Origin of the sequence: Sphingomonas jejuensis (genome assembly GCF_011927695.1) — a bacterium.
Classification (GTDB): Bacteria; Pseudomonadota; Alphaproteobacteria; order Sphingomonadales; family Sphingomonadaceae; genus Sphingomonas_K; species Sphingomonas_K jejuensis.
The window spans coordinates 45156-67930 of record NZ_JAATJE010000004.1 but is presented as its reverse complement, the minus strand read 5'-3'; the positions used below and the strand labels follow the sequence as shown (position 1 = coordinate 67930).

Here is a 22775-nt window from a genome sequence, read left to right as displayed (position 1 = left end):
CCGCCAAGCGAACAGCCTAGACCACCGGGATGAGGGGTCCCTTTTCGACGCCGATCACCCCGCTACCGGGGTCCCTTTTCCACGCCGATCCACAGGCTCGAGCCGAATCGCCGTGGACTGAGAGGTTCCATCTCTGACGCTGTGCCCGCCAATCATCTTTGAGATGATTCGCGTTGCTGTGAATGCCCGTTGTCTGAGCTTCGAAGTCGGACAAGACTTGAGGATAAGTCCTCAAGCGGCGCGTGCTGGCGAGTGACTCATCTTGATTTTCGTCCGGGTTTATAGGCGAAATGATACACACGCGGATGGTCCGGGACTCGGGGGCAATAAGAGGGCTTGTCCCTGCGCACGCCGGGTCAGGTCACCCTATTTGACTAACCACCCTGCATTTGGCATATCTGTCCGGGATTAGGGGCCATTATGCGGTGCTTTTCACGAACCGTGGCCGGTTTGGGTTCAAAAAGGGGACATGCCCATGCTGTCGGGTCAGATTCTCGATGCGATGATTACCTCGTGCGAGAATGCCAAGACCGTGCTGCGACAGGCGGCCATTGATCCATCCGATCGCAAAACGCTGAACATTTCAATGGGGGCGACAGTCGCCGCTGAATTGCTCGGCCGAACGCCGGAAGCGCTTTCCAAGGCTGAGGCGCGCGGACGCTTGCCCGCCCCCAAGACGGCCACCAACGGACGCCGATTCTACACGGTCGAAGATTTGATCGCCATTCGCGAGAAGCTCGGCATCAAGATGGGTAAATTGCCCTCCGAGCGCGCGGTCGTCATCGCCGTGCAGAACTTCAAGGGCGGCGTCAGCAAATCGACGACGGGCAAGCATCTTGCAGATTACCTCGCGCTGCGGGGATATCGCGTTCTTGTTGTCGATTGCGATCCCCAGGCGTCGATGAGTGTTATGTTCGACGTCAATCTAGAGGCATTGGTGGACGAGACGCACACGCTCTCGAACTTCCTCTCCCCCAGAATCGACGAAGCCGATTCGCTGCGAAAGACGATCCAAAAGACCGCGTGGCCGAATATCGATATCTGCCCCGCCAACCTGGGCCTCCAGGACACCGAGTGGGAACTGACAGCAACCATCGAGGAGGGCCCTACCGCCATTGCCGGCGCGTTCCGCATGCTGAGAATTGGCCTGGAAGAGGTCCGGCACGACTATGACGTCGTTATCCTCGATCCTCCCCCTGCCATGGGCTTTTTGGGCGTGAACACGTTGACGGCCGCGGACGGCTTGCTGATCCCCGTGCCGGCTCGGCAACTCGATTATCTTTCGACAATCCACTTCATGCAGACCTGTCGCGAAGCGATGGACCTCGTCTCGAAGTTCGACACTTCGATCGACTACGGGTTCATTCGCGTCGTCTGCACCATGTTCCAGCCCAACAGGACCAACGAGGCTCAAATGCTTCAGGTCATGGAGAAGACCTACGCTGGCCAGATGCTGTCGACGCCGATACTCCTGTCGGAAGAGATCAAGAATGCCGGGTTGTCGATGTCGTCGATCTACGAAATCAACAAACCATATGGGTCGCACCAGACGTACACGCGGTGCCGTGACAACCTCAACATGGTGTTTCGCGAGATCGAAAAGGATATTTGCAAGCAGTGGCCGTCGCGTATGGCGCAGGTCGGCACCGACAGACTGACGGAGGCGGCATGAGCAGCGCAGGGGGCCGGCGTCGCAGCCTACTGGCGAATGCCATCGAAAGCATCGGCACGACCCCTGCCCCCACGTCCGTGGCCGAAGTCGCGGATGCCGAGGCGCTGGTCGATCGCGATAAGCCGGTCGACGAACCTTCGACGCCCTCATTCCTGGAGCGGCGTGGTATTGCGTTCGATGAAATCGCCCGCACGGTCAAACGTCCGACTATCCGTCTGAAGCCCTCGGAATGCTCCATCTGGCCGGGCAATGCTCGCGATCATGCGGCGCTGAGCCACGAACGCTGTGCCTCGCTCATTGATTCCATCCGCGAGGAGGGGACGAACCGCGAGCCGGTTGTGGTGCGGCGGACGCCGAACGCCGAGACCCCCTACGAGTTGATCGTCGGCACCCGCCGGCATTTCTCGGTTTCCTGGCTGAATGCCAACAACCATAGCGAAATCGAGCTCGTAGCGCGTATCGAGACGCTCGATGACGAGGCCGCTTTCCGGCTCGCCGATTTGGAAAATCGAGAGCGCGAGGACGTCACCGATTTGGAGCGTGCGCGCAATTACAGGCACGCTGTCGACGCATATTACAACGGGGTTCGCACGCAGATGGCCGATCGCTTGGCCATCGCCAAGCAGAACCTCCACAACCTCCTCCAGCTCGCGGAGTTGCCGGACGAGGTCGTGGCAGCGTTCGCCGAGCCCGGAGACCTCAAGGTCCGACACGGCATGCGGCTCTCGCCCCTGCTGAAGAACGAACAGCACCGCGACGCGATCATCGCCGCAGCTATAGCCCTCGGTGCCGAGCAACAGGCGCTGAAGGACGCTGGAAGCGACAAGATTGAGGGTATCAAGGTCTGTGAGCGCCTGGCCGCAGCCGCAGTGGCTCCCGCGGCGTCGAAGAAGCCTGTACCCCGTGCCAAGCCGGCCCTCACCGCCGCCTCGGGTCGCGAGATCGGACAGGTTCTTGCTGATACACGGGCCAAGGGAATTACGATCAACATCAACCCCAAGGGCACAGCGTCGGTCGACGAGATCCTCGAAGCGCTCCGCCCTGCCCTTGAGAGTGCGAAGTTCAGTCGAAATTGAGTAAAATCTAGTTTAACGCTTTATTTTCAATTAGTTGGCTCCCGGTAAAATGCGTTTTACCGATGCCACGGGACACGAGATGCAACAGGATCACCGCGAAGACGGTCAAGTAGACCTCTTTCTCCCTCAGCTGACTGCGCTTCCTCTTCGGGATCAGCGCGAAACGATGGAGCGGCCCTTTTTCTCGCTGTCGAAGCGCAAGCGACTCAAGCCGATCGACTATGTCAGTCCGGATCGTAAGATCACCGTCCATGTCTCCGCTAATTCGGAATATGGTCTGGCGACTATCTACGACCTCGACATACTGATTTACTGCGCGTCAGTTTTGATCGAGCACAAGCGGCGAGGTGCCAACGACATCCCGCAGACGCTCCACGTCGTCCCATACGACATGCTGAAGACTCTGAAGCGCGAGGTTGGTGGACGCGCTTACGATCTTCTGGGCAATGCCCTCGACAGGCTCCAATCGACCACGGTGAAGACGAACATCCGCTCAGGAGATGCCGTCGAGACCACCTTCTCCTGGATCGACAGTCACAGCCAGCTTAAGGATCGGTCCGGAAACGTGCGGGGAATGAGAATTACCCTCGCGAAATGGTTCTACGACGGGGTGTTGATGGACGGCGGCGTGCTCGCCATCGATCCGGCTTATTTCTCGCTCACAGGCGGGCGCGAACGCTGGCTCTATCGGGTCGCGCGCAAACATGCGGGTGGGGCCGGAAGCGACGGTTTCGCCATCTCGATGCCAACGCTCTTCGAGAAATCCGGCGCGGAAGGCGATTATCGGCGCTTCAAGTTCGAGATGACCAAGATCGCTCGGGAGAACGATCTGCCAGGCTACTCCCTGGACATCGAACAGCGTGACGATGCCGAACCGCTGCTGCGCATGACCAGGCGCGATCGCGAGCCGTCCGAGGAGGGCAAGCCCTCCCCTGCCCTCGCCCAAGCCTCGCCTGCGGCCGTCAAGGAAAAGGCGCCCGAGGAACCGGCTATCTCCTTCCCCTCGAGCGGGCATATCTCGCATTCGGCATTCGGTGCGATCGCCCGCGCCAACCTGCCCAGCCCCCAACGCGACCACGGTCTCGTTGGAGACGATTTCCGGAACTTCCTCCGGCAGCGCGAGATAGCGTTCGACGCGAAGAACATCACACAGATATTCGCGACCTTTTGCGCGAAGCAGCGTCCGGTCAACTGATCGACGCCGTAGGCGCAATCCGCCAAAACGGTCTTTCAGGAACAGGGTCGAGAATGGCTCGCGCGCGCACGTCAACTTATCCGTGTGGACCGTTCCCGAAGTAACGAGCCGGGCCCCGGACCCGTCTGTATGGCGCCCCATCAAATGTGCGTGGGCTGCGAAGATCCAACCACGCGCGATCCTTTGCCAGCCTTCTTCTCGGATGAGCTTTGCCGGGCACAGCTGCGCCAGCGGGAGGATCGCCCGTTCCACCTCTCCAGGCAGCCGTCACGGTACTTAGAGAACGGCGCTTATAGGGTGGGATTTGTGATCAGATTGCCCGGATCTGATAGCTGAATCACTGACCGGCTGACGCCGGTAGGATCAAGCGGTGGGGCTGAAGCCGTCCTTGTGGGTATGTCGGTCGAGGTAACGCATGATGATGTCATCGGTGATGTTGCCGGATGTGGTCGAGAAGTAGCCGCGCTGCCAGAAGCGTTGGCCCCAATATCGTTTGCGGATGTGCTCGAATTCCTGTTGGATCTTGCGGGATGAGCGCCCCTTGGCCCGGCGCACGAAGTCGCTGACCGAGACGTGCGGCGGGATTTCGACGAACATGTGTACGTGGTCCTTCGACAGCGCGCCGTTGATGATCTTCACGCCCATCTCGGCACAGACCTGACGGATGATCTCGCGCACCCGTAGCCGAACATCGCCGATCAGCACCTTGTACCGATACTTCGGCGCCCAAACGAGATGGTAGCGATGATGGAATGTGGTGTGACAACCGGACCGATACGCCATAGCCTGTAACCTCGGGAAAAGCGGAAGCTTCACGCCTTCGGCGGCTTCCGCTTTTCCCGAGGTTACAGGCTAGCACGCGAGTCTGTGGCTGAAGCCAGTATCCGACTGAAGTCGGAGGGGTTCCTCCTTGCTAGAGGACTCTAAAGGTCAAACTGTCGACGCTCCAAAGAGGCTGGGGAGGGGAGGGGGAGTCATCCTCGCTGCTTCGATGCCGTTCCTGAAATACCGTGAATGCTTCGACTGCAAACGCCTCCGGGAGCGCTAGACATCCACAATCGGCGCCCATCGCCTGGCCAAGCCCCGTTCTCAATGTACCGTCGAGATCACTGGCCGGCTCCCGAGAAACCTCGAAACTTCGCGGTCCAGGCAGCCGAGCGGGATGCGCTCAAGGCAACAAAACGTCGAGATCATCGCCGTTTTAGGTCAGTTCCGCAGGGTCCCGTTCCTAAAAGACCGTCAATGATTCGCCCAAGGACTCGGGAGGGCCGCGGAAATGCCGCTCGACTCCTCCGAACACAGGGCGGCCTCGCCTGACGCCTATAGTTCGACAACGAGCGCTGCCGGGTGTAACATGCCTGAAAGGCTCGGAAAACAGCCACTTTGCGGACGAGTAAAACGCGTTTTACTCCCTTGGAGACGTCCTGTGGCCCGCGCCGTGCCCACGGTATTTCAGGAACGGGGCACGGTACATGAGGAACCGAATCACGGTTCAATGGGAACGCCCCGCAGGGTATTTCAGGAACGGCCAAACGGTATAATGGGAACGGCGCTGAACTCCCGACTCGCGCTGAATCGGCGAGTCGCGAAAGATCCATCCACAGCTTAACTTTTTATCCTATTCTCTAAAGAGATTAACACGCCTGCGGCGCTCCCTTCTTTTGAAGAATTGATTGGGAAGAAGGGGAAGGGACGATCGCCGCGCACTAAGCACGTCGTCCACCCAAAAAGCTCCGTCGCGTGCGTCGCCTCACACACCCGACCGCAGATCGACGTCGATTATCGCGGCGCCTAGACTCCTTGCAAGCCAGCCATCGCGGAGCACCTCACTACGCTCAGGTCGCCGAGGGCACCGTGACAGGAGCCATTTTCCAAGACCCGAACGAAGTCCGACCTGCACTGAGCGCCGCCAGCAGCCCGCACAGCGTGTTTCCGCTCTCGGCTATCCCCACGGCAAGCAAAGCGCCCAGAAGGCCGCTGTGGGGCCTTCCTGCCAAGCCTGATCACGAGAAGCATGCCGTTGTGGGTCAGAGAACCCGTGGACTGGACATTGCAGCTACCGCCTTCAACTATCGATAGACGATAGCCGCCGACTGCAGAGCTCGTGTTTCACCACTGGGACAAGGGGAACGAGACCGCGCTCGCCGGCAAATCAGTTCTTGCTGCATCCAGCGCTATGAATTGCGAACAGGGGAGGGGAGGCAGCTACCCCTTTGGTGAAAGGTTTGCCGGCGCACCTCGGTAGAGAGGCCCCGGCCAGCCGACGACATTCCAATCGTTCGACAGAAGGATGCTCCGGTTGATAGACCGGTTCATCAGACCGGGCGGCAAGCGAAAGATCCTCCTGCGGACTGTCGTTCACAAACTCTCGGCGCGATGCTGGAGAAGCTTGTCGATGTTCTCCATCTCGCGATCGAAGGCATCGAAGACCTCCGACAGCTCGCGGCTCGCTGGCGGGGGAGGGACCACGTTGCGCGGCCGTCCACGCTTGGGCGCTGCAAAGCCAAACTCGATGGCAAGGTCCGTGCTCAGGAACACGCGCCAGGTCCGCCGCTGGGTGATCTCCACGAGCAAGCCGCAGTCGACGGCACGGCCCAGCAGTTTGCTCGCGCCGGCAACGCTCATGCTGAGCAGCTCCGCCAGCGACTGAGGCGAGAGCAGTGGCCGGTGATGGAGGAGGGCCGCGAGCCCCGGGAGGTGGCCAGGTCGATATTCCGCGACGATCGCATGCTGGGCCGCGCGATGGAGCTTTTCCAGCTCGTGCAACCGTGCGAGGTTTGCGGTGGCGCTTGCCTCAAGGCTGCGCATGGCCGCATACCAGTCCTCGTCTCCGACAGTTCGCTTCAGCCTAAACGCCTTCACGCCGCCCACGAGGCAGGGCAGGGGAGTGGTCACCATCCCCTTGTCGCGCAGAGCGAAGGGCAGCGAGAGCCAGGGCAGGGCGGTGCTGTCGAGACGCGCATGCTGGCGGACCCGATCGAGCGCGCGGATCAGCGGCGAATGGTCCGCGGCTATCTCGATCTCGCCGATCGCGGTCGGGAGCGCGTCGCGCCAGGCGAGGGGGTCGGGATCGCGCAGCGCCGCTTCCCAGGCGGGAAAGCGATCGAACAGGTCGAGGTTGGTCGACCGCAGCGGCCGGCCGGGGATTTGCAGCCCGCAGCCCCAGGAAAATACGTCAATTTCGTCGATCTCGGCCGATTGCAGTTGCAGGGCCCGGGTGTAGCCACTCCAGGCGGCGCGGCGTGCCCAGGCCGATGCCACCGAACTAACGCAAAACCGGGCATCGAGACGCGTAATGGCGGCCGTGCAGGAGGCGATCGCGGAGACCATCTTCGCGCTGTAGGCGGGGCCGTAGCGGCTGTTCGAGAGAGGCGCGTCCACGCCGTCTTTTAACCCAGAGCTGCTCTCAGTCAAATTGGCTCGTATGCGTAGTCGTGATAATGGGAGATTATCACGACCCTATTATTATGAGAAGGACCGGGCTATGTCTCGCCGTCATGGCGAAAACGGCCCTCACCCGCAGGCAAAGCACGCCGCCCGCCGGCGCCGACGACGTCGTGGGCGAGGTCCGCGCGCTGGCTATCGACAAGGCGGCGGTCGATCCGCAGGTCATCGCGGCCGCGGCGCGGGCCTGGTCGCCGAACACGATCCGCGCGTTCCTTTCCGACATGAAGCTCTGGGATGCTTGGTGCCGGCGCACCCGAGTGCGGGCAGGGGAGGCGACCGCCGAGACCGTCGCGGCCTATGTCCGCGCGCTGTCGGGTCAGGATCATGATGAGGCGACGCGGGCGACGCCGCAGAGGGCGGCCGCGACGATCGCGCGCTATCTCGTCAATATCGGCTGGGCCTATCGCATGGCGGGGCTGGACGATCCGACCGCAGCCCCGCTCGTGCAGCTCGAGCACAAGGCGGCGCGCAAGCTTCTCGGCACCCGCCAGACGCAGGCGCGGGGTATCCGCTACAAGGGCGATGTCAGCGATCTCGACGCGCCGGCGAGCGGCGTGAGCCTCGCGGTCCTCCTCAAGGCCACGCGCCGCGATCTCCTGGGCGCGCGCGATCGCGCGCTACTGCAGGTCAACTATGATACCGGCTGCCGGCGCTCCGAACTCGCGGCGATGCGTATCGAGCATATCGACGGGCCCGACGTCGACGGGGCAGGGGTGGTCGAGATCGGCCGCAGCAAGACCGATCAGGAAGGGCAGGGGGCTCTCGCCTATCTCTCGCCCGCGACCATGCGCGCGATCGCTGAATGGTGCGACAAGGCCGGGATTGCGCGCGGGGCCCTGTTCCGGCGCGTCGAAACCTGGTTCGATGGCTCGATCCGCGGTGTGGGAGAGGAGGCGCTCAACCCCGGCACGATCACGCTCATCTACAAGCGGTTGATCCGCCAGGCATTCGACAAGAAACTGCTGGGGGCGATGAGCGAGGCCGAGCTCGAGCGCTGGGTCGCGGCCGTGTCGAGCCATTCGATCCGGGTTGGCGTGGCGCAAGACAATTTTGCGGCAGGAGAGAGCCTGCCCGCCATCATGCAGGCCTATCGCTGGCGCGATCCCAAGACGGTCATGCGCTATGGCGCGAAGCTGGCGGCCAAGAGCGGAGCGAGTGCGCGTCTCGCGAAGCGTTTCGGCGGTGAATGACAGGTTTTAGCTGTCCGCGTTTGGACAGTCGCAAACCGATGACCTGGCGCGGTTGGGCAGTGAGCGACACCGACATGCCTCAACGACCGAAGAAGCGAGCTCGCCGTCGGGCCGGCCCTAGCGCGCACCGATGGGGGCGAAGCCGCCGACCGGCGGGAACGCCTGTGCGCACTGCGACGTTCTTCTCGTCAGCGCGAGCATGCGTGACTGAACCTCTCCGGCTCGAAACCAAATCCCAAAGTGGAGGGCGGCATGGCCCGCATGTCGAGCGATTTCTTCGTCCAGCGCCTCAAGGATTGGGGCGTGAGCCGAATCTACGGCTATTCTGGCGATGGCATCAATGGCGTGCTGGGGGCGCTCCAGCGCGCCGAGAAGGAAGGCTCGGGCATCGAGTTCATCCAGGTCCGCCACGAGGAGATGGCGGCCTTCATGGCGACGGCGCATGCGAAATTCACCGGCGAGCTCGGCGTCTGCCTGTCGACCGGCGGTCCGGGCGCGACCCACCTGATCACCGGGCTCTATGACGCCAAGCTCGACCATGTCCCGGTCCTCGCGATCGCGGGCCAGGCCGAGAGCACCGTGCGCGGTGCAAGCTATCAGCAGGAGCTCAATCTCGACCGACTGTTTGCCGACGTCGCCGCCTATGTGCAGGAGGCGAGCGCGCCGGCGCAGGTCCGCCATGTGACCGATCGCGCGATCCGGATCGCGGTCGCGGGCAACGCGGTCTCAACCATCGTGCTGCCCAAGGACATACAGGATACGAAATATGAGGAGCCGGGCCAGGCGCACGTCTTCACCCGCTCGGGCACCGGCTATGCACATCCGATCGTCGTCCCGCAGCCCGCCGATCTCGCGCGCGCTGCGGAGGTACTGAATGCAGGCGCCAAGGTCGCTATCCTGATTGGGGCGGGAGCCCGCGGCGCGTCGGCCGTGGTGACCGAGGTCGCCGACCTGCTTGGCGCCGGCGTCGCCAAAGCGTTGCTCGGCAAGGATGTCCTGCCTGATCGAGCAGATCGAGGTGATGCGCCTCTGGCGCTCCCCGCGCCAGGTTGTCGCCGAGGAGATCGAAGACGCCGGCTTGCGACAAGTGCTGGACAGCCTTGCCATCGCTATCGAGAAGCAAGAGTCTCAAAAAAATGGTCAACCGCTCCTAGATTCATATGATCTGAGAACGAATGGAGTTGGCCTAGTCGGCCAACGCCCTAACGCCTGACGGCGAGTACAGTCCCAACCGACCGGACCGCACAAACCACAAACGGCAAGACCAAGCGGCAAGGTTGGACGCGCCGCTTCGCGTCGCGATGCTCCCGAGGGGAGCAAGCGTTTACCGTTGCGCTGAAATTGCCGCCTTTGTGCCCGGTGCAGCCGTTTTTCGTGCGTCATCGCGACCGTAGCGCCATGCTGAGCACCAACTTGCGATTGAAAACGCAGCCCACCTGGTAACTAATGCGCGATTCAGCGGTTAATGGACCGTCAGCATCTTGCTGCTAGGTGGTCGGCATGCCCCAAGCGACACTTCAGGCCTGGCTTTCACTCTATGCCGCGGTCGGCGTCATGGTGGCGCTGTGCGCTGTCCTCGCGATGATAAAGACCGCCTACGATTATCGTCTGGGAACTAGGAAACTCCCAACTGCGACCGTCCTCGATAAGGTACTCGTTGCACCCCGGTTGTGGATACGTTGGCAGATCAACTATCTGCTCGGCGCGCCGGCGATCCTCGGAATTGCGATCTATTACGCGCACTACCTCGGGTTCGATACTCTTGTAGATGTGTAAGCGAGTAACTGGACCCCCCTGCCCCGGAATTCCTGTCGACCCACTGCCAAACCGGCGGTCTGAATCGATGCTGTCCTGAACGATCCGGTGCTCCACCCTCGAGTGATCGCTGCGACATAGTCCATCGTCTCGCGAAACGGCGGAATACGGCGCATCGATCGAACGCGTCCTGGACCTGCATTGTACGCGGCCAAGGCTAGATCGACCCGCTTGAACTCATCCAGATGCGCGCGGAGGTATCTGGCCCCTCCCCTCAGGTTCGACAACGGATCTCTCGAATTGAAAACCCCAAGTCCACGCGCTGTACCGGGCATCAATTGGGTAAGGCCAACGGCGCCCTTCGGTGATACGATCAATGGGTCATAGCGGCTTTCCTGGGCCACCAGTGCATCGAAAAGCCCGACTGGCACACCAGCTTCGCACGCCACGGCCTGGATCAAGGGGTAATATTGAGCCCGCCGAGCTTCGAGCCAGCCTGGAAAATCGCCGCGTGGACGGTAGGGTGTGATTGAGCAAGCCTGTGGGGTGTAGAGATAACTTGCCATATCGGACATCGCTGCCCGGCCAGCTCCCCCCGAAACCTGGCCAGTCTGCATCCAAAGGGGCACCGATATATGCGACGTGCTTATTGCCTCCTCTTGGGGTTCCATTACGGGGCTGCCGAATGATCTGAAGTCATTGCCTAAAACGGCTTCCATGCTTGGTACTGGCGGCGTTCCGTCTGTTGGCATACCCCGCATTCTCGGGCCCACATCGATGACGGCTTCAACTGCCTGCCCATCAAATGTCATTACCTCGGCCTGCTTAGCTGCCGATGTTTGCGCCCATAGCAGTGCCATAACACTACCCACTACGCATAAGCTCGAGTTCGATCGCGTGTTCATCGATCATTGAACATCATGTTTCGATCAACCGCACAACGTGGAAAAAAATTCCACTATCTCCCAGTGCTTGATCCAGACTAGGTCAGGCAAACCCCCGTGGGTAGCAGCTAGCTCACAGATATCTGCTGGTTGGGTATCAGCTAGCTATCACATAGGTAGCGGTTGCCAAACTGCTAGAGAGCGGCTAGCTATCCAGTTGTTCGAACTATCACAGGATCGGTCATGGCTGCTGTCGTAGCATTCGTCTCACAAAAAGGCGGTGTAGGAAAAAGCACCTTGGCAAGAGCCCTTGCTCGCGAGGCGGCGGCAGGCGAACTGCGGGTTAAAATCGCCGATCTCGATACTCAACAGGGCACTTCGGTCGATTGGCACCGAGCACGCCTTGGCATCTCCATCGAGCCGATTGTGTCGGTTGAGGCATTCAAAACCGCGTCTCAGGCCCTGGCCGCTGCAGACGGCTTCGATCTGCTTATCATCGACGGCCCCGCTCGGACCAGCAAAGCTACACTTGAAATTGCACGGTCATCGTCACTCGTGGTTCAACCCACCGGCGCATCCTTGGACGATCTCAGGCCTGCCGTCCGCGAATACCATGCCCTTGTTAAGGAGGGTATCCCGACTGGACGGCTCGTTTTTGCGCTCAACCGCATTGGAACTTCGGCTGAAGAAAATGACGCGCGGGCGTATTTGACCGAAGCTGGGTATAATGTCCTCGACGGTTCGATCGTGGAACGACCAGCATACCGGCAAGCGCAGAACCAAGGCCTGTCAATTACCGAAACCAAATTCTCCGGCCTTAACCAGCGTGCTGATACTCTGATCCAATCCCTAATCGACAAAGTAGCGGGGTGAATGATGGCCGATATCTCGAAGCTAAAGAAGGCTACTCGATTGGGTTCACCCCCACCAATCAGTGAGGCGAGCCAGAATTTGGATGCACCCGAAGTAGCCCCCGCCCCTCCGGCTGCACCGCTGATAACCGCAACCCGCATTGATGCCCGCAGTTCGCGCAAGACTAACCGCACTCAACAATTTGCGACTAGGGTCACACCCGAATGGGACAATCGAATCCGCGAAATAGCTCAACGTGAGGGTCTGCTTCTTACAGAAGTGCTCGAGAAGGCACTCGACGCTTATGAGAAACTGCTAGCTCAAAGGTAGCTAGCCGCTAGATACCAGCCATCTCAACGCTAGATAGCGGAGGTCTAACTGCTAACACGGGGATCTTCCGCTAGCTGCTAGCCAGCAGCTACTGAGTCACCTAGGAAGGGAGAGAAGGGGGTCAGAGGCAGCGAGAAAGGATCGGTCATGCCCCTCGTTGCGCTGAAACCCACCCAGACCATCGTGGACATCGTCGGCGCCCTCGGCGGCACCTGGCACGGCTACAACGCCATGTGCCGTTGCCCGGCCCACGCCGACAGCGATCCCAGCCTCTCGATCCGGCAGGGCCATGACGGCATCCTCGTTCACTGCTTCGCCGGCTGCACCGCCGAGGACGTGCTCCGCGAGATCGCGCGCATCAGACCCGGACGCACCTACGACCCACCCGCTGAACAGCGCACCGGCAGACCCGCCAACATCGAACGGCTGTGGAACGAGGGGTTGCCGATCGCCGGAACGCCCGCGGAAGCCTATCTCCGCTTTCGCGGCATCACCGGCGCCTTCGACGACCTGAGCTACCACCCGCGCTGTCCGTGGGGACCGAAACCGCATACCCGGTTCCTCCCGGCGCTGCTGATCGCGGCGCGGGAGGGGCGCACGCTGCGCTCGATTCAGCGCATCTTCCTCGACCTCGCGCATGGCGGCTATCTCGACAAGGCGACGCTCGGCACGCCGGGAGGTGCGACCTGGCAGGGCATGCGCGTCACCGACACATTGGCGCTTGGTGAGGGGTTCGAGACCTCGGCCGCCTTCACCCAGATCCACGGCATCCCGTGCTGGGCGACGCTCGGCGCGGCGCGGCTCGACCGTGTCCACATCCCCGATAGCGTCACCACGCTGATCTTCGCCGAGGACAATGACTTCGAGGGCCGACGCGCACGACGCAAGGCGTGGGCCGCCTATCGGCCGCGCGGGCTGACGCTGAAGCGGATGCCGCCACCCTCACGTTATGGCGACTGGGCCGACGTCGTGAAACCCGGAGCCTGAGAGGGAAGGGGGGTCGGGGTCGTGAGCTGCACGAGCAGCCACAGACCCGGAGACCCCCATGACCGACCTGTTCGACCCTGCGCCCGCGCGCGCCGACCATGCCACCGCTGCCGCCCGCCTGCTGCTCCCCGCGATCGCCGGCGACGCGAAGATCACCCGAGCGATGCTCAACGACGCGATGATCCGCGCCTATGGCGGCACCGACGCCGATGGTCACTGGACCCAGCGCGAGAGCTTCGAGGTGCTGGAGCATGCGACCGCGCTGGCGGTATGCGCAGCAGGCACCACGCCGGCGGTCGACGCCGCGATCGGGCTTATGGCGCGCCTTCCTACCCAGACCGTGCGCAGCGAGGAGCAGATCGACTGGCAGCAATTCTCGACCCCGCTCGATCTCGCCACGATCACGGTCATGCTCGCGAACGCACGCGCGGATGACATCGTACTCGAACCGAGCGCCGGCAACGGTCTCCTGGTAGCGGGCCTCCCGCCGATCGCGGCGCTCCAGCTCAACGAGATCGATCCCGCGCGCCGCGAGCGGCTGTCGGCCACCTTCCCGAAAGCCAGCGTTACCGGCCACGACGGCGCGCAGATCGCCAGCGTCATGGCATCCGCGGAGCGCCCCAGCCTCATCCTGATGAACCCGCCCTTCTCGCGCTCGCTCGGCCGCGGTGCCGACGCGCTCGCTGCGGTCCGCCACCTGCAGGCGGCGATCAAGCGTGTGCGGCCTGGCGGGCGCGTCGTCGCGATCATGCCCGACTGGTTCTTCAACTCCGCGCGCATGGGCACGATCTGGTCGACGACGCTGGCGAGCGTCGCGCTGCGCACCTCGATCCGGCTGACCCATGCCTATGGCAAGCACGGCACCGGAGTCGCGGTGCGACTCTATGTCATCGACAAGACGGTGGGTGATACCACGACGGTCACGCTCCAGCGCGGCGCCGTAAGCGACCTGGTCGAGGCGCTGGTCATCCCGCCCCGGCAGGATCTGATCCCGGAGGCCGCCACTCCGGCGCCGGTCAAGCGGGGCGGGGGGCTGTCCCTCCTGCGCAGCGTGAGATCGAAGCCCGCTGCCACCCCGCGCATCTTCCGCGCTCTCGCCAGGAACGAGGTTCTCCCGGTCGGCTACCAGGTACTCGAGACGCCGGCGCCACTCGCCGAGCAGTCCGGCGTCTATCTGCCCTATCGGCCGAGCCGTATCGTGTTCGACGCTGCCGGCGAGCATCCGACCGCGCTGGTGGAATCGATCGCGATGGGCTCGATCCCCGCGCCGATCCCCGTCCATGTTCCGTCGCTGCCCGAACGCACCGTCACCGAACGCCTCCTGTCCTCCTCGCAGCTCGAGACCGTCGTTTACGCCGGCCATGCCTGGACCCAGTATATCCCGGGCCTGAGCAAGCCAGACAAGGAGGGCGTGGGGCTGGTGCTCTCCGACGACGGACGCGCGTACCGCAAGGGCTATTTCCTGGGCGACGGCACCGGGGCAGGGAAGGGGCGGCAGGTCGCGGCCGTCATCCTCGACAACTGGCTGGCGGGTCGTCGCAAGAACATCTGGATCAGCAAGAACGAGGCGCTCCATGCCGACGCGATCCGCGACTGGACCGCGCTCGGCGGTCTCGCGGCCGACGTGCAGCCGCTCTCGCGCTGGAAGATCGACGAGCCCGTCACGATGGACGAGGGCGTCCTGTTCGTGACCTATCCGACGCTGCGCTCCAACCGCGGCGACGCCACCCGGCTCGATCAAATCATCGCCTGGGCCGGTGCCGACTTCGACGGCGTCATCGCGTTCGACGAGGCGCATGAGATGGGCGGCGTCGCGGGTGGCGAAGGGTCGATGGGCACCAAGAAGGGCTCGCAGCAGGGCATCGCCGGCGTTCTCCTGCAGAACCACCTGCCCGACGCCCGCGTGCTCTACGCCTCGGCGACCGGCGCGTCGGAGGTGAACAACCTCGCCTATGCCGTGCGGCTCGGCCTGTGGGGGCCGGAGACCGCCTTCGCCAACCGCGAGGCGTTCATCACCCAGATCCGGCAGGGCGGGATCGCGGCGATGGAACTGGTCGCGCGCGATCTCAAGGCGACCGGCCTCTACACCGCGCGCGCGCTGAGCTTCGCCGGGGTCGAATATGACATCCTCCGCCACGAGCTGACGCCTGAACAGATCGCGGTGTACGACACCTATGCCGATGCCTGGGCGATCATCCATCGCGGCCTTGAAAAGGCGCTCGAACTCACCGGCGTCGTCGACGGCAACGAGGGCAAGACGCTCAACTCGGGCGCGAAGGCCGCGGCGCGCTCGCGGTTCGAAAGCTGCAAGCAGCGGTTCTTCGGGGCGCTCCTCCTGTCAGCGAAGCTCCCGACCGTCATCGCGGCGATCGAACAGCATCTGGCGGCCGATCAGTCGGTCGTGCTGCAGCTGGTCAGCACCGCCGAGGCGATCCTCGACCGCCGCCTGGGCGAACTGTCGCCCGACGAGCGCGCCGACCTCGACATCGATCTCTCCCCGCGCGAGGCCGTGATCGACTATCTGACGCGGGCATTCCCGGTCCAGCAGATGACCTTCTTCCGCGATGACACCGGCGAGGTGCGCTCGCGACCGCTGTTCGACGAGAGCGGCCACCCGGTCACCAACCCCGAAGCCGAAGCCGAGCGCGACAATCTGGTCGAGCAGCTTTGCGCGCTGCCGCCGATCGCGGCCGTGCTCGATGCCATCATCACCCGGTTCGGCACCGAGATGGTCGCCGAGGTGACGGGGCGCACCAAGCGCCTCATCACGGTGAGCGGGGGAGGGCAGAAGCTCGAATCGCGCTCGGCCCGCGCCACGCAGGCCGATTCCGCCGCCTTCATGGAAGGCACCAAGCGCATCCTGGTCTTCTCCGACGCCGGCGGGACCGGGCGGTCTTATCATGCCAGCCTCGATGCGAAGAACCAGCAGCAACGCGCGCATCTGCTCCTGGAGCCGGGCTGGAGGGCCGATCGCGCGATCCAGGGCCTGGGACGTACCCACCGCACGCATCAGGCCTGCTCGCCCCTGTTCCGGCCCGTCACGACCGACTGCAAGGGCGAACTCAGGTTCACCTCGACCATCGCGCGGCGTCTAGACAGCCTCGGCGCTCTGACGCGCGGCCAGCGCCAGACCGGGGGGCAGAATCTGTTCGACCCGGCCGATAATCTCGAAAGCGACTACGCCAAGGCGGCGCTCATCAGCTGGTATCACCTGCTCGTCGCGGGGAAGCTGACCAGCACCAACCTCACCGATTTCCAGCATCGCACCGGCCTGGAACTGCTCGATACCGACGGCGTGTTGAAGGAGGATCTCCCGCCCATCCAGCGCTGGCTCAACCGGTTGCTGGCGCTGCCGATCGGGCTCCAGAACTGCATCTTTGACGAATTCCTGGCGCTGGTCGAGGCACGGGTCGCGGCCGCGCGCGAGGCGGGGACACTCGATGTCGGCGTCGAGACGATGACGGTCGAGACCGCGACCGTGCTCGACGATACGATCCTGCGCACCGACCCGGTCAGCAAGGCGACCTCGCACCTGCTGACGATCGAGGTGACCCGGCGCCGCAACCCCATGTCGCTCGAGCGCGTGCTGCGCATCGCCGATACCGACCAGACCGCCGTGTTCGTGCGCAACGGCAAGTCGGGCAAGGTCGCGCTGCGCACCAACGCGCGCTCCTGGCTGACCGAGGACGGGGTGGCGGTGTCGCGCATCGAACTGATGCGTCCGACCCGGCACGAATATCTCGCACTCGACGATCTCTACGAGACGGCCTGGGAGGAATGCAGCCGCGCACGGTTCGAGGCGGAATGGTCGGCCGAGGTCGACGAGATCCGCGGCAAGCTCGACGTCGAGACGATCCGGCTCGCGACCGGCCTTCTGCTGCCGATCTGGTCGGCGCTGCCGAGCGACCATCTCGTGGTCAACCGCGTGGTCGATGCCGAGGGTCGCTCCTGGCTCGGGCGCATGGTGTTCCCGGGCGACGTGCCGGCGCTGTTCTCGAAGATGGGCCTCGACAGCAACGACGTGCTCAGCCCGGCCGAGGTCGCGCGCGCCGCGATGGAGGGCGGGACGGTCACGATCCGGCGACCGTTCGTGTGCGAGGTGAAGCGCGTACGCGTCAACGCCAAGCCGCGCATCGAGATCAGCGGCGCACCGGCCGACCAGCTCGCGTGGCTCAAGTCGATCGGCTGCTTCACAGAGATCATCGCCTACAAGACGCGCGTCTTCATCCCCGTCGAGACGGCCGATGCGGTTCTCGCAAAGCTGATGGCCTGACCGGCACGATAACAGCCAGCTAGCAGCAAGGTAGCCGCTTGTCGGCGAGCCCCAGTCGCCCTCCCGCCCAAGCGGGAAACGAGAGGGGAGAAGGAGCGGGGAGGGTGTCCGGGTCGGGGGAAACACCCGTGCACCGGACACTTTCCCGCTCATGGAGACGATAGATGACCCAGACCGTCAAACTCGCGAAGCTGAAGCGTTCCGAGAAGAACGTGCGCACCACCCCGCCCAAGAATATCGAGGCGATGGCCGCCAGCATCCGCGCTCGCGGCATCATGCAGAACCTGCTGGTGACCGCCGCCCGCCCGAAGGGCATGTTCGAGATAATCGCCGGCGATCGCCGCTATCTCGGTGCGATGATGCTGGCCGAAGCCGGCGAGATCGTTGCCGCCGACTATGACGTGCCGGTCAAGATCATCACCGGCGACGAGGCGGACCTGCGCGAGGTGTCGCTGACCGAGAATTTCCAGCGCGAGCAGATGACCGTCGCCGAGGAATGCGTCGCGTTCCAGCACTTCCTCAAGACCGACGGTGACGTCGACGCGGTCGCCAAACGGTTTGGCCAGACCCGCCGCTTCATCGAGGGACGGCTGCGCCTCGCCGATCTTGCCGAACCGATCTTCGAAGCCCTGGCCGCGGGCAAGATCTCCTACGAGATGGCCAAGGCCTACGGCTCGACGGCCGACAAGGCCAAGCAGGAGCGCGTGTTCGAGCAGTATGGTCACTCGTCCTACGTCAACGCCGACCAGATCCGTCGCGCGATCGCCAACGACACGATGAAGGCGACGGATCCGATCGCGATCCTGGTCGGTGCCGATGCCTATGTCGCCGCGGGCGGCCGCATCGAGCGCGAACTGTTCAGCGAGGACGGTGACCGCTGGACCGACCCGGAACTCGCGCAGACGCTCGCTGCCTCGCTGATGGAGGCCGAGGCCAAGCGGCTCGGCGAGGAACTGGGCGTCGCATGGGTGCGCCCCGTCGCCACGACCAGCCTCTACGGCATCACGTCCGACCTCCACCGCGTGACGCTGCCGGCAGCGCCGCTGACGGACGAGGAACAGACGCGCTGCGACAAGATCGAGGAGCGCGTGCAGGTCATCGAGAGCGATATGGAGGACGAGGGTATCGATGACGACACCTATGCCGCGCTCGATGCGGAATCGGATCGGCTGCGCGAGGAATATCAGGCGATCCACGACAAGGCGCCCGAGCTGACCGACGAGGTCAAGGGCCAGGTCGGCGTCTTCCTGACGCTCGGCCGCGACGGCAAGATGACGCTCGACACGACCTATTACAGCGAAACGCCGATCCGCCTGCCCGGGGACGATCGGCCGCTGCCGTCGTCGCCGTCGTCGCGTCGCACCGCCGACCTGCCGCCCGAGGCGGTCGCTCCTGGCGGCAAGCCGCTCAGCGCGCGGCTCCATGACGAACTGGCGGTCCAGCGCCGCGACATCCTCGCCGCCTCGATCCTCGGCGATCCGGGGCTCGCGCTCGACTATATGCTGTTCTGCCTCGCCGACCCCAGCCACGGCTACGGCCGCTACGGGACGACGGTTCGGGCAGGGCGTCCGCAGGACCCGCAGATGCCCAAGGATCAGCCCGCCACGCAGGCGCAGGTCGCGATCGCCGAAGCCCGCGAGGGTCTCGACACGTCGTGGACGGAAGGGTCGAACCCGGTCGAGCGGTTCGAGGCGTTCCGCGCGCTCAGCGACGACGCCAAGGCGGCCTGGCTCGCGGTCGTGGTGGCGACCTCGCTCGAGGCCAAGCCCGATTACAGCTCGGTCACCACCAACCCGCTCCATGCGCGGCTCGCCTCGATCCTCGAGATCGAACCCGCCAAATGGTGGCGCCCTACCTCGGCGAACTTCTTCGACCGCGTGTCGAAGGGTACGCTGCTGGCGCTGCTCACCAACGTCGGGGGCGCGCCGCTCGCGGCCCGCTACATGGCCTCGAAGAAGGGCGAGATCTCGACCAGCTGCGAGAAGCTGTTCGCCGGCGAAGCGATCACCGAGGCGGAGACCAAGGACGCGGCGCTGGCCTGGGTGCCCGACGCGATGCGGTTCGATCTCGTGTCGGTCGCCGGTGCCGACGAGGCAATCGACGACGAGCCCGGCGATGAGGGCTTCGACGACGACGACTACGGCGACACCGATGATCTCGGTGCCGACGATGCCGGGATCGACAGCGACGAGGCGCTGATCGCGGCCGAATAGCCCCCCGATACCCCCGGCCCGTTCGTCTCCCGGGCACACCTTGGCGGCTGTCCCTCACCGGGGCGGCCGCCTTCTTTTTACCCGCGGACCGTCACGCGTGGCCCGCGCATCGAGGGAGCTTTCCCATGACCTTTCACCGCAAATCGACTGCGCCACGCCGCGATGTCGCGGCCGAGATCACCAACCTCATAATCGCCAAGCTTGAAGCCGGCGTCCTGCCCTGGTCGCGCCCCTGGGGACTGACCGGGGCAGGGGGGCGACCGCTGCGGCATTGCGGCACGCCCTACACCGGCATCAACGCGCTCTATCTCTGGGCGATCGGCGACGCCCAGGGGTTCTCTGGCCGCAACTGGATGACCTACCGACAGGCGACCGAGTTGGGCGGACAGGTACGGCGCGGCGAGCATGGCGCGCACAGCGTCTATTATTCGACCTTCTCGAAAACCGAGGCGGACCGCGTCACCGGCGAGGCGGCGACGAAGAATATCCGGTTCCTGCGCTCGTACACGGTGTTCAACGTCGATCAGATCGACGGTCTCCCGGCGTATTATTATCCGGTGCCCGCACCGCCCGAACCGCGCATCGAGAGCCGGCACCGCGCCGCGATCGATGCCTTCTTCGGAGGCCTGCCGGCGACCGTGCGGCATGGCGGCGATCAGGCATTCTATTCGCCGATCGGCGACTATATCCAGCTACCGCAGCGCGGCGCGTTTCGCTCGGACGATCATTACGCCAGCACGCTCGCGCACGAATATGTCCATTATTCGGGCGCGCCGCAGCGCCTCAACCGCGAGTTCGGCAAGAAGTTCGGCGACAACGCCTATGCGTTCGAGGAGCTGGTCGCCTGCATCGGCCAGTGTCTGGTGTGCGCCGACCTCAATCTGCCCGGCGAGCTGCACGACAACCACGCCAGCTACGTCGATCATTGGCTGAAGATCCTGAAGGGCGATTCAAGCGCGATCATCAAGGCCGCGGCGAAAGCCGAGCAGGCGGTGACCTGGCTCCATAACGCCGCCGCGGGTGGCGCGCCCGGGATCGACCAACCCGAAGCCCTCGCAGCATGACCTGGAGATCGCACCATGCACATCGAATTGCGCAAGCTGAAGGTGGTCGACGCTTTGTCCGAGGAAACGACCTGCTACTCGGCCGAGATCTGGATCGATGGGCAGCGCGCCTTCCTCGCCTCGAACCGCGGTCATGGCGCCGCGGACGATTACCATGCCGTCGGCAGCGTCACCGAACAGGCGGTCGATGCCTGGCTCGCCGCCAACCGGCCCGTCTCGCGGCTCGGCGACAGCGTCATGCCGCACTGCCTCGAATTCGAGGTGGCGGCGCTCATCACCCGGATCGAGGAGGCGAAGCGGCTGCGCCGGCAATGCCGGACGAAGCTGGTGACGATCGAGGGCGACCAGGTGTTCTGCTATCGGCTCAAGGGCAGGACACCCGCCATCGTGTTCGCCGGCGTGCAACGCCTCACCCCGTCGGCGCGCATGGTCAACGGCGATGACGCCGCGCTCGACGAGGCGGTCGCCGTGATGATCGCCCAGGCCGGGAAGCACGCCCCATCCTGATCGCATGACAGCTTCCACCCGATAGGACAGGATACGCACCATGCAACCGCAACGCCGCCCCCTCATCCGCGCACTCGCCTTCGACGAGGTCGGCGCCGCGATCGGCCGCCTCGTGGATGTCGCCTCGTCCGATACCGGGCAGGCCGCGCGCGTCGCGGACTTCCTGCTGGCGTGGTGGAATGGTGACGACAACGGCCACTTCCCCATCCTCCACCTCAGCAACTGCGACGCGATCATTTCCGAGGACATGCTAATTGTCATGGCCTGGCTCGCGCAGGAGCCTGCGATCTATCCCGATGCGTGGGGCTATCGTGACGCAATGGTCGACCTTGTCGGCCGATGGAGGCTGCGATGAGCCCACGGCCGTTACAACCATTATGGGCCTGCTTTCGTTTGCCCCGAACGCAATCATGGCGGCAGACCGTAGTGGGAGACTGGCATGAGCGATAATATACGGCTCGCGCTAATGCGGCAGGCGCTCGCGCTTTATGACGCGACCGACGACGGAGCGACCGTTGCCGCCTGTCATCTGCAGGCCGCGGTCGATGCGGAGCAGGGTCTGCGGCCTATGCAACCGGGCGAGGACATCGATCCTGAAATACCGGAGCAATTACGTAACTGGTTATCGTGAAGGGGAGGGGGAGCGAATTTCTGAGCGCGTGAGGCGCTCGGGAGATCGCTCATGCCCTACGATGTCGCCTTCCGCCACCAGCAGGCGCTCGACCCGAGCGCGCTGGTCACGATTGGAGCAAGCCTTCACGCCATCACCCGCGCGATCGACGACTGCCGCAACGCCGGCATCGCCTTCGAGACCGATCCCGCGGTCATCCTGCTCGCCCGCCATCTCGCAAGCGTCACCGCGCGGCAGTCCGAAGACGCGCTCCTCAAGCGGCGCTGCATGGACCGTATCGCCGAGCTGCGACAGCACCCGGCGCTGCTGACGCTCGCGGTGCGCGGCGTCGCGCACGATGCGGCCGCCAAGGATCGCTTCCACAGCGACGGACGCAAGGCGCTGCGCCGGCTCGCCGAAACGCTGGGGCTCGACCCCGCGCACTACGACCTTCGCTCGAACCGCAGCCACGCCTCCCGGTCCGGCGAGATCACCCTCCACGGCGAGGAGCTGTGGATGCAGCTATCGCTCCACGGCACCATGGCCGACCGCGAGGTCATCTACCGCCGCGTCAGCGGTCGTCACGATCACCTCGGGGAGCGCGACTGCTACGCCTCGATCCGCGACCTGCTCGCGCCCGAGCGGTTCGCCGTGCGGCTGCGCAAGGAATTGCGGCTCACACCGCCGGTCGCCGAGCCGGTCAGCCTGTTCGGCTGATCG

Annotated in this window: 18 protein-coding genes; 15 read left to right on the top strand and 3 right to left on the bottom strand. The window is 64.0% G+C overall.

What is annotated here, in order from left to right; all coding sequences use genetic code 11:
• Nucleotides 1-475 precede the first annotated feature (475 nt).
• The 3 genes from GGR88_RS14765 (at nt 476) to GGR88_RS14755 (ending at nt 3943) form a co-directional block, all read left to right on the top strand.
• Nucleotides 476-1672 (top strand): AAA family ATPase, encoded by a 1197-nt coding sequence (locus tag GGR88_RS14765; RefSeq protein ID WP_029623213.1) that lies wholly within the window; start codon nt 476-478, stop codon nt 1670-1672.
• Complete coding sequence (locus tag GGR88_RS14760; protein WP_010408848.1) at nt 1669-2748, top strand: ParB/RepB/Spo0J family partition protein; 1080 nt, start codon at nt 1669-1671, stop codon at nt 2746-2748. Before GGR88_RS14765 ends, GGR88_RS14760 begins: the two co-directional genes overlap by 4 nt.
• 79 nt (nt 2749-2827) lie before the next feature.
• The gene (locus tag GGR88_RS14755; RefSeq protein WP_029623214.1) at nt 2828-3943 is read left to right on the top strand and encodes a replication initiator protein A; all 1116 of its coding nucleotides are present in this window, start codon (nt 2828-2830) and stop codon (nt 3941-3943) included.
• A 363-nt stretch (nt 3944-4306) separates the two neighbouring features.
• Here GGR88_RS14755 and tnpA read toward each other — a convergent pair whose 3' ends face one another.
• Together tnpA and GGR88_RS14745 are read right to left on the bottom strand one after the other, a co-directional pair.
• On the bottom strand, nt 4307-4726 hold the full coding sequence (tnpA, locus tag GGR88_RS14750; protein WP_010408862.1) for an IS200/IS605 family transposase: 420 nt from the start codon (nt 4724-4726) through the stop codon (nt 4307-4309).
• A gap of 1575 nt (nt 4727-6301) precedes the next feature.
• Nucleotides 6302-7324 carry a hypothetical protein gene (locus GGR88_RS14745; protein ID WP_205499236.1) on the bottom strand — a complete coding sequence of 341 codons (1023 nt, stop codon included), beginning with the start codon at nt 7322-7324 and terminating at the stop codon, nt 6302-6304.
• A gap of 116 nt (nt 7325-7440) precedes the next feature.
• Here GGR88_RS14745 and GGR88_RS14740 point away from each other — a divergent pair, with 116 nt between their 5' ends.
• The 3 genes from GGR88_RS14740 to GGR88_RS14730 all read left to right on the top strand — a co-directional run bounded on the left by GGR88_RS14740 (nt 7441) and on the right by GGR88_RS14730 (nt 10356).
• A complete protein-coding gene (locus GGR88_RS14740; RefSeq protein ID WP_010408866.1) occupies nt 7441-8580 on the top strand; it encodes a tyrosine-type recombinase/integrase in 1140 nt (379 codons plus the stop codon).
• 252 nt (nt 8581-8832) lie between these two features.
• Nucleotides 8833-9744, top strand: coding sequence for a thiamine pyrophosphate-binding protein (locus GGR88_RS14735; RefSeq protein ID WP_231902858.1), 912 nt, complete (start codon nt 8833-8835; stop codon nt 9742-9744).
• A 336-nt stretch (nt 9745-10080) separates the two neighbouring features.
• Entirely contained in the window at nt 10081-10356 is a 276-nt protein-coding gene (locus tag GGR88_RS14730; protein ID WP_010408871.1) for a hypothetical protein, read from the top strand.
• Here the strand turns inward: GGR88_RS14730 and GGR88_RS15105 are convergent.
• Nucleotides 10323-10901 carry a lytic transglycosylase domain-containing protein gene (locus GGR88_RS15105; protein WP_079247005.1) on the bottom strand — a complete coding sequence of 193 codons (579 nt, stop codon included), beginning with the start codon at nt 10899-10901 and terminating at the stop codon, nt 10323-10325. The two genes, GGR88_RS14730 and GGR88_RS15105, sit on opposite strands and share 34 nt — an antisense overlap.
• Nucleotides 10902-11462: 561 nt before the next feature.
• Here GGR88_RS15105 and GGR88_RS14720 point away from each other — a divergent pair.
• The 9 genes from GGR88_RS14720 to GGR88_RS14680 all read left to right on the top strand — a co-directional run bounded on the left by GGR88_RS14720 (nt 11463) and on the right by GGR88_RS14680 (nt 22772).
• A complete protein-coding gene (locus GGR88_RS14720; protein WP_029623217.1) occupies nt 11463-12092 on the top strand; it encodes a ParA family protein in 630 nt (209 codons plus the stop codon).
• Nucleotides 12093-12548: 456 nt separating this feature from the next.
• Nucleotides 12549-13388 carry a DUF7146 domain-containing protein gene (locus GGR88_RS14715; RefSeq protein ID WP_010408880.1) on the top strand — a complete coding sequence of 280 codons (840 nt, stop codon included), beginning with the start codon at nt 12549-12551 and terminating at the stop codon, nt 13386-13388.
• Between the two features lie 58 nt (nt 13389-13446).
• Entirely contained in the window at nt 13447-17661 is a 4215-nt protein-coding gene (locus tag GGR88_RS14710; RefSeq protein ID WP_062126477.1) for a strawberry notch family protein, read from the top strand.
• A 164-nt stretch (nt 17662-17825) separates the two neighbouring features.
• A complete protein-coding gene (locus GGR88_RS14705; protein WP_037447387.1) occupies nt 17826-19874 on the top strand; it encodes a ParB/RepB/Spo0J family partition protein in 2049 nt (682 codons plus the stop codon).
• Between the two features lie 125 nt (nt 19875-19999).
• Nucleotides 20000-20938 (top strand): ArdC family protein, encoded by a 939-nt coding sequence (locus GGR88_RS14700; RefSeq protein ID WP_062126480.1) that lies wholly within the window; start codon nt 20000-20002, stop codon nt 20936-20938.
• A gap of 15 nt (nt 20939-20953) precedes the next feature.
• Nucleotides 20954-21445 (top strand): hypothetical protein, encoded by a 492-nt coding sequence (locus GGR88_RS14695; protein ID WP_016510938.1) that lies wholly within the window; start codon nt 20954-20956, stop codon nt 21443-21445.
• Between the two features lie 40 nt (nt 21446-21485).
• On the top strand, nt 21486-21800 hold the full coding sequence (locus GGR88_RS14690) for a DUF7673 family protein (RefSeq protein ID WP_010408907.1): 315 nt from the start codon (nt 21486-21488) through the stop codon (nt 21798-21800).
• Between the two features lie 84 nt (nt 21801-21884).
• Complete coding sequence (locus tag GGR88_RS14685) at nt 21885-22076, top strand: hypothetical protein (protein WP_024310640.1); 192 nt, start codon at nt 21885-21887, stop codon at nt 22074-22076.
• A 51-nt stretch (nt 22077-22127) separates the two neighbouring features.
• On the top strand, nt 22128-22772 hold the full coding sequence (locus GGR88_RS14680; RefSeq protein WP_010408914.1) for a hypothetical protein: 645 nt from the start codon (nt 22128-22130) through the stop codon (nt 22770-22772).
• The last annotated feature ends 3 nt before the right edge of the window (nt 22773-22775 follow it).

Bases quoted from the DNA above. Each gene is read 5' to 3' on its own strand.
- GGR88_RS14765 (WP_029623213.1), top strand. From the start codon at position 476: ATGCTGTCGGGTCAGATTCTCGATGCGATGATTACCTCGTGCGAGAAT.
- GGR88_RS14760 (WP_010408848.1), top strand. From the start codon at position 1,669: ATGAGCAGCGCAGGGGGCCGGCGTCGCAGCCTACTGGCGAATGCCATC.
- GGR88_RS14755 (WP_029623214.1), top strand. From the start codon at position 2,828: ATGCAACAGGATCACCGCGAAGACGGTCAAGTAGACCTCTTTCTCCCT.
- tnpA (WP_010408862.1), bottom strand. From the start codon at position 4,726: ATGGCGTATCGGTCCGGTTGTCACACCACATTCCATCATCGCTACCAT.
- GGR88_RS14740 (WP_010408866.1), top strand. From the start codon at position 7,441: ATGGCGAAAACGGCCCTCACCCGCAGGCAAAGCACGCCGCCCGCCGGC.
- GGR88_RS14735 (WP_231902858.1), top strand. From the start codon at position 8,833: ATGGCCCGCATGTCGAGCGATTTCTTCGTCCAGCGCCTCAAGGATTGG.
- GGR88_RS14730 (WP_010408871.1), top strand. From the start codon at position 10,081: ATGCCCCAAGCGACACTTCAGGCCTGGCTTTCACTCTATGCCGCGGTC.
- GGR88_RS15105 (WP_079247005.1), bottom strand. From the start codon at position 10,901: ATGGCAAGTTATCTCTACACCCCACAGGCTTGCTCAATCACACCCTAC.
- GGR88_RS14720 (WP_029623217.1), top strand. From the start codon at position 11,463: ATGGCTGCTGTCGTAGCATTCGTCTCACAAAAAGGCGGTGTAGGAAAA.
- GGR88_RS14715 (WP_010408880.1), top strand. From the start codon at position 12,549: ATGCCCCTCGTTGCGCTGAAACCCACCCAGACCATCGTGGACATCGTC.
- GGR88_RS14710 (WP_062126477.1), top strand. From the start codon at position 13,447: ATGACCGACCTGTTCGACCCTGCGCCCGCGCGCGCCGACCATGCCACC.
- GGR88_RS14705 (WP_037447387.1), top strand. From the start codon at position 17,826: ATGACCCAGACCGTCAAACTCGCGAAGCTGAAGCGTTCCGAGAAGAAC.
- GGR88_RS14700 (WP_062126480.1), top strand. From the start codon at position 20,000: ATGACCTTTCACCGCAAATCGACTGCGCCACGCCGCGATGTCGCGGCC.
- GGR88_RS14695 (WP_016510938.1), top strand. From the start codon at position 20,954: ATGCACATCGAATTGCGCAAGCTGAAGGTGGTCGACGCTTTGTCCGAG.
- GGR88_RS14690 (WP_010408907.1), top strand. From the start codon at position 21,486: ATGCAACCGCAACGCCGCCCCCTCATCCGCGCACTCGCCTTCGACGAG.
- GGR88_RS14685 (WP_024310640.1), top strand. From the start codon at position 21,885: ATGAGCGATAATATACGGCTCGCGCTAATGCGGCAGGCGCTCGCGCTT.
- GGR88_RS14680 (WP_010408914.1), top strand. From the start codon at position 22,128: ATGCCCTACGATGTCGCCTTCCGCCACCAGCAGGCGCTCGACCCGAGC.